Source organism: Dactylosporangium sp. NPDC049140, assembly GCF_040648435.1.
In genome coordinates, this window is the sequence record NZ_JBEZDS010000003.1 from 101,126 (window position 1) to 107,387 (window position 6,262).

The 6,262-nt window shown below is 75.7% G+C and carries 6 protein-coding genes; 3 read left to right on the forward strand and 3 right to left on the reverse strand.

Going from position 1 to position 6,262, the window contains the following annotated elements; all coding sequences use genetic code 11:
• Positions 1 to 4 precede the first annotated feature (4 nt).
• Complete coding sequence (locus AB0B76_RS06725; protein ID WP_360370497.1) at positions 5 to 1,000, forward strand: PfkB family carbohydrate kinase; 996 nt, start codon at positions 5 to 7, stop codon at positions 998 to 1,000.
• On the forward strand, positions 997 to 2,154 hold the full coding sequence (locus AB0B76_RS06730) for a 6-phospho-beta-glucosidase (RefSeq protein ID WP_360370500.1): 1,158 nt from the start codon (positions 997 to 999) through the stop codon (positions 2,152 to 2,154). Before AB0B76_RS06725 ends, AB0B76_RS06730 begins: the two co-directional genes overlap by 4 nt.
• A 4-nt stretch (positions 2,155 to 2,158) precedes the next feature.
• On the opposite strand, the gene AB0B76_RS06735 is transcribed toward AB0B76_RS06730, so the two are convergent.
• From AB0B76_RS06735 to soxR, 3 genes are all read right to left on the reverse strand, one after another.
• A complete protein-coding gene (locus AB0B76_RS06735) occupies positions 2,159 to 3,244 on the reverse strand; it encodes a cellulose binding domain-containing protein (RefSeq protein ID WP_360370502.1) in 1,086 nt (361 codons plus the stop codon).
• 112 nt (positions 3,245 to 3,356) lie between these two features.
• A complete protein-coding gene (locus AB0B76_RS06740; RefSeq protein ID WP_360370505.1) occupies positions 3,357 to 4,607 on the reverse strand; it encodes a nucleoside 2-deoxyribosyltransferase domain-containing protein in 1,251 nt (416 codons plus the stop codon).
• Positions 4,604 to 5,002, reverse strand: coding sequence for a redox-sensitive transcriptional activator SoxR (gene soxR / locus AB0B76_RS06745; protein ID WP_360370508.1), 399 nt, complete (start codon positions 5,000 to 5,002; stop codon positions 4,604 to 4,606). The genes AB0B76_RS06740 and soxR overlap by 4 nt, the downstream gene beginning before the upstream one ends.
• A 56-nt stretch (positions 5,003 to 5,058) precedes the next feature.
• Between soxR and AB0B76_RS06750 the strand changes: the two genes are divergently transcribed.
• The gene (locus AB0B76_RS06750) at positions 5,059 to 6,237 is read left to right on the forward strand and encodes an NAD(P)H-binding protein (RefSeq protein ID WP_360370511.1); all 1,179 of its coding nucleotides are present in this window, start codon (positions 5,059 to 5,061) and stop codon (positions 6,235 to 6,237) included.
• Positions 6,238 to 6,262 lie beyond the last annotated feature (25 nt).

Below are 6,262 nucleotides of genomic sequence, written 5' to 3' on the forward strand. Positions count from 1 at the left end.
CGGCATGGACCTGTTCGTGTCCGGCGTCGTGTTCCTGGACATCGTCTTCACCGGCCTGCACCGCCTGCCGCGGCCCGGCGAGGAGACCTGGGCGCCCGGGATGGGCTCCTCGCCGGGCGGCATCGCCAACCTCGCCGTAGCGGCCTCCCGGCTCGGGCTGCGGACCGGCCTCGGGGCCGCGTTCAGCACCGACGCCTACGGCGAGTTCTGCCGCGACGTGCTGCGCGAGCAGGACGTCGACCTGCACCCCTCGCGCTGCTTCGAGGACTGGCACTCGCCGGTGACGGTCTCGCTGGCGTACGAGCGCGACCGCAGCATGATCACCCACGGGCACCCGGCCCCGGTCGGCCCCGACGGCCTCGTCGGCGAGCTGCCCGCCGCCCGGGCCGCGTCGGTCAGCCTGACCGGCGAGCGCCTGCCCTGGGTACGCCGGGCCGCCCGTTCCGGCACGCTGGTCTTCGCCGACGTCGGCTGGGACGACAGCGCCGAGTGGCCCGCGGCCGCGCTCGACGCGCTCGAGGACTGCCACGCCTTCCTGCCCAACGCCGTCGAGGCCATGCACTACACCCGCACCGACACCCCGCGGGCGGCCCTGCACCGCCTCGCCGACCGGGTGCCGGTCGCGGTGGTCACCTGCGGCGCCGACGGCGCCCTGGCGATCGACGCGGCCACCGGCGAGACCGTCAACGCCCCGCCCGTGCCGGTGGAGGCCCTCGACCCGACCGGCGCCGGCGACGTGTTCACCGCCGGCTTCATCGCCGCGACCCTCTGGCAGCGCCCGCTGCGGGAGCGGCTCGCCTTCGCCAACCTGGTCGCCGCGCTGTCGGTGCGGCACTTCGGCGGCTCGCTGTCGGCGCCGGGCTGGAGCGACATCGCCGCCTGGCGGGCCGCCGTACGCGACGAGGCGTACGACTTCCTGGACGACCTCGTCCCCGCGGGCGGGCCGAGCCGGATCCGCCGCGCCATGGCCACCATCGCCCGGCTGCCCGATGCCGCGTGAGGCTCACCATCCTGGGCGGCGGCGGCTTCCGGGTGCCGCTCATCCACCGCGCGCTGCTGCGTGACCCGCTCGCCGGCCACGTCGTGCTCCACGACACCGACGCGGGGCGGCTCGCGGCCATCGAACGGGTGCTGGCCGCCCAGGCCCGCGGGGCCGCCGCTGCGCCGCAGGTGACCGCGACGACCGACCTCACCGCGGCCCTCACCGGCGCCGACGTCGTGTTCTCGGCGATCCGCGTGCACGGCCTCGCCGGGCGCGTCCTCGACGAGCGGATCGCGATCGCCGAGGGCGTGCTCGGCCAGGAGACCGTCGGCGCCGGCGGGCTGTCGTTCGGGCTGCGCACCGTCCCCGTCGCCACCGGCATCGCCCGGCGCGTCGCCGCGGTCGCGCCGCGGGCCTGGGTCGTCAACTTCACGAACCCGGCCGGCCTGGTGACCGAGGCGATGGCCGCGCACCTCGGCGACCGCGTCATCGGCATCTGCGACTCGCCGGCCGGCCTGTGCCGCCGGTTCGCGCCCGGCGACCCCGCGCCCGACTACGCGGGCCTGAACCACCTCGGCTGGCTGCGCGCCGGAGGACGTTCGATCCCGAACGAATACCTGCACTACTACGAGGACCCGCCCGGCCCCGCGCGGGGACCGACCCGCGGGGAGTTCCTGCAAGAGCAGCAGTCGCAGTTGTACCGCCGGCTGGCCGACCCGCACGCGGACCCGCTGTCCGCCTGGGACGGCGTGCGCGCGGAGCGGGACGCGACCTACTTCGCGGCCGGGGAGGGCTCGGGCGGGTACGAGGACATCGCCCTCGCCCTCATGCGCGCCCTCACCGGCGGCGGCCCGGCCCGGCTCATCCTCAACGTGCGCAACGCCGGCACCCTGCCGCACCTGCCCGCCGACGCCGTCGTCGAGGTGTCGTGCACCGCGGACACCGACGGCGCCCGGCCGCGGCCCGTTACACCGCTCGACGCCGGCCAGGCCGCCCTGACCGCCGCGGTGAAGGCGAGCGAGCGCGCGGTGCTGGAGGCCGCGGCGACCGGTTCGGCCGCCGCGGCGCGCCGCGCGTTCGCGATCCACCCGCTGGTCGCCTCCGACGCGGTCGCCGGGCGCCTCCTGGCCGCGTACCGGCGGGCCTTCCCCGAGCTGGCGTACCTGCGGTGACGGTTCAGGACAGGAACGAGCCGTACCGGCCGTTGAGGATGCCGGTCTTCTGCGCCTGGCTGAAGTGGGTGTTGGGGTAGCTGTAGAACGACGCCGACATCGGCGTGCCGTCGGTCGAGGTCGAGTCCGGCAGCCCGAAGCCGTGGCCGAGCTCGTGGACCATGCCGCCGTACCAGCGGTTCATCGGGCCGTTGATGCCGGCCGCGCCGTCGGCGTCGTGGCCGCTCAGCGTGACCCAGCCGGGGCTCGCGCCGCCCCCGGAGTTGCCGGCGTCCTCGGCGCTGATCTCGCCCACGCACAGCCACCGGCTGTCCGGGTTGCTGATGCCGAACCGGCGCATGAGCTCCTGGTGCATGTTGCCGACCACGCACCAGTACCGGTCGCCGTTGGGGTCGCAGTTCGTGTTGATGTACCAGTTGCGGTCGTGCTCGCCGTTGACGACCTCGACCACGGTGGCGTTCAGCGTGAAGGTCTTGCCCAACTCCTGCTTGTAGTACCGCTGCGCCTCCCGCATCACCGCGGCGATGCCGTCGGGGTAGCGCTGGTCGAAGGCCACGTCCGTGGGCTTGAGCCAGAACACCCGCACGGTCCGCAGCGCCGGCCCGGCCGGGGTGCCGGTGGCGCTGGGCGACGGCGTGGCGGACCGGGTCGGCGACGCGGTGGCCGTCGGGTCGACGGCGCCGGTGCAGGCGACGTTGTTGAGCCGGAACGCCGTCGGTACCGCGTTCGTGCCGGTCCAGGCGCCGTTGAACCCGAACGAGGCGGTGGCCCCGGTGCCGATGGCCGCGTTGTAGCCGACGTTCGTGGCCGACACGGTCGCGCCGCTCTGCGTCACGGTGGCGTTCCAGGCCTGGGTGACGGTCTGGCCGTTGGCGAAGGCCCAGGTCAGCGTCCAGCCGTTGACCGGGTCGCCGAGGTTCGTGACGGCCACGCCGGCGCCGAAGCCGCCCTGCCACTGCGAGCTGACGGTGTACGACACCCGGCAGCCGGCCGCGGCCGCGCTGGCCGTGGTGGCGACGACCGCCCCGCCCGCGGCGAGCCCGGCGGCGGCCGCGACGGCGACGAGGCGGCGGACCTGATGACGGTGCACGCGCTTCTCCTCTCATCAACGATCTCCGATGCCATGGCATCGCCACTCTGCGCGCCGAAAACCTTTTCGGCAAGCGGGCGTGAAACTTCCACCGGATCGTCGCGATCGGACGTCAGCCCAGGACCTGGGCCAGCATCCCCAGGGTCGGCCAGTCCACCAGGTTCCCGGCGCGGATGCCGGACCACGTGTGCAGCTCGACCCACGTGCGCTCGGTCGACCCGGCCTCGCCGAACGGGGTGCCGGCCGCCGCGCGCAGGCCGGCCACCTCCTCGGCGGTCAGCTCGGCCGAGAACAGGTGCGCGCGGTGCGCCGAGAGGGTGCCGGCCACCTGCCGGACGCCGTGCGAGCGCAGCCGGGACGCCGGGAGCGGCAGGCCCGTCTCCTCGTGGACCTCCGCCGCGGCCTGCTCCCGCGCCGAAAGGTTTTCGGGCCCGGCGCCGCCCGGCAGCTCGTGGATGAAGCCGTCCGGGGTTGTCGCCGTGGAGCGGAACTCGCGGACGAGGACCACCAGGGTCTCGCCCGGCGTCGCCCCGCGGTGGTGGAGCACGACGCTGGAAAGGTCCGGGCGCGCCAGGACGATCTGCCCGGTCTTGACCCGGTCCTCGCCGGCCACGCGGATGTCCGTGCGCAGCGCCCAGTAGACGACCTCGCGGCGGGCCGGCCCGCGGCGGTACACCCACTCCACCCGGGCGCGCAGCAGCTCGTGGCCGGCGGCGGTCTGGGTGCGGTACCACTGCTGGAAGCTCCTGGTCCGCCAGACCAGCAGCGGCACCTCCCGCTCGCCGCCGGTCCGGCGCGCGCCCGGCGACAGGCCGTCGAGCGCGAGGCCGAGGGTGGCGGCCAGGTCCTCGGCGGCGGGCACGTGCTCGGCCCGCGCGCCCGCGGCGAGGTAGCGGTTCTTCGGGGCCGCCGGCGGGGCGCCGAAGACCGCCTTGCCGCTGCGGTGCCAGGTGCCCCACTCGACGTTGGTGGTGAACGCCGGCATCGTGACCGGCTCGCGCGGCACCCAGAAGACGATCCGGTCCGCGTGGTGCAGGCCGGCCTCCTCCCAGCCGATCTGCCCGTCGTAGTCGGGCACCACGCCGGTGGCGGGCTCGGGGGAGAAGACCACGAGGCGGCCGCCGGTCCAGCGCCGGCGCAGCAGGTCCACGGCCTCGGGCCGCCAGCTCGCGACGTCGGGCGTGCGCGGGGTCGGCCCGGCCAGGAACAGCGCGGCGTCCCACCAGGACGGCGGCTCGTCGGGCGGGGTGACCACCACGACCTCGTCGCCGGCCGCGCCATCGCGCGCGGCCTCGTCACTGGCCGCGCCTCCGGGCGGGGCCTCGTCGCCGGCCGCGCCTCCGCGCGGGGCCTCTTCGGTCACGACGCCTCCGCGCGCGGCTCGACCAGGGTGCACTCGCCGAAGGAGAGGCAGCCGCAGCCCGCGCAGGCCGCGAACTGCTCCCGGTCGCGCTCCAGCCGGGCGATCCGCTCGTCGACCGCCTCGCCCCAGCACCGCGACGCGCGGCGCCAGAACGCGGCCGTCGGCGGCATGCCCGGGGGCAGGAACGCGAGCACCTCGCCGATCTGCACGAGCGGGATGCCGACCCGCTGGGAGGCGCGGATGAACGCGACCCGCCGCAGCGCCACGTCGTCGTAGCGGCGCTGGTTGGTGGCGTTGCGCCCGCTGCTGATGAGGCCCTGGCGCTCGTAGAACCGCAGCGCCGAGGCCGGCACGCCGCTGCGCCGGGACAGCTCGCCGATGGTGAGGGTGGTCACCCGCCGAGCCTAACGTCCTTGACGTGAACCTAGGTTCAACCCGTTGCATGGGGCGCATGACGGACATCGAGCGGGCCCTGGTGATCGGGGCCACGGGGAACATCGGCCGGATCGCGGTCGAGCTGCTGCGCGAGCGCGGCGTGCACGTGCGGGGCCTGGCCCGCGACGCGAGCGGCCTGCCGGCCGGCGTCGAGGCGGTGAGCGCCGACGTGCACGACCTCGACGCGCTGGGCGCCGCGGCGGAGGGCGTGGATGCGGTACTGCTGATCTGGCCGTCCCTGACCGCCGAGGGCGCCGACGACGTGGCGGCCCGGCTGCGGGGGCGGATCGTCTACGTCTCCGCGATGAGCGTCCGCGACGACGCCCCGCCGGAGCGCAACGGCGTCTGGGGCCAGGTCGAGGCCGCGATCCGGCGCCACACCGGCGACTGGACCTTCCTGCGCGCGAGCGGCTTCGCCACGAACGCGCTGCAGTGGGCGCTGGCGATCCGCGCGGGCGGGCCGGTCCGCATCCCATACCCGCGCGCCGCGCGCTCGCTCATCCACGAGCGCGACATCGCCGAGTCGGCGGTGGCGGCGATGACGGAGCCGGGCCACACCGGCCGCGCGTACGTCCTCACCGGCCCGGCCGCCATCACGCAGGAGGACCAGGTGCGCACGATCGGCCCGGCCCCGGTCGTGGCGGCGTCGCGGGAGGAGGCCCGCGCCGAGATGCTGGCCTGGGCCGACCCGGCCTTCGCCGACGGCGCGCTGGACTACTGGGCGTCCCTTGTCGACGAACCCGAGCCGGTCGCCGACGGCGTGCGCGAGCTGACCGGGCACCCGGCGCGCCCGTTCGCGCAGTGGGCCGCCGACCACGCCGCCGACTTCCGGCCGCTGTCCACGCCGGAGGTCGCGCGCCGGTACGCCGACGCGTTCGCGAAGGGCCGCATGGAGCGGGCGCTGCCGCTGTACGACCCCGCCGCGGTCCGGGCCGCGCCGCTGGAGGGCGGCGGGGAGGTGCGCGGGCTGGACGAGATCCTGGCGCACGCGGCGCGGCTCACCGCGGACCTGGACATCCACGGTGTCACCGTGCACGGCCCGTACGTCGGCGCCGACGGCTTCGCGGTCCGGTTCACCTTCGACCAGACCCGCCGCTCGACCGGCGAACGGTCGACGCTGACGAAGCTGTCGCTGCTCACCGTCGAGCGCGGCGTCATCACTCGCGAGGACGTGCACTACTTCGACCCGGCGTGAGCGGTCCGGAGCGGAGCGGAGGGGC

Excerpts from the sequence above, each read along its gene's own strand:
- AB0B76_RS06725 (WP_360370497.1), top strand. The coding sequence starts at position 5 with ATGGACCTGTTCGTGTCCGGCGTCGTGTTCCTGGACATCGTCTTCACC.
- AB0B76_RS06750 (WP_360370511.1), top strand. The coding sequence starts at position 5,059 with ATGACGGACATCGAGCGGGCCCTGGTGATCGGGGCCACGGGGAACATC.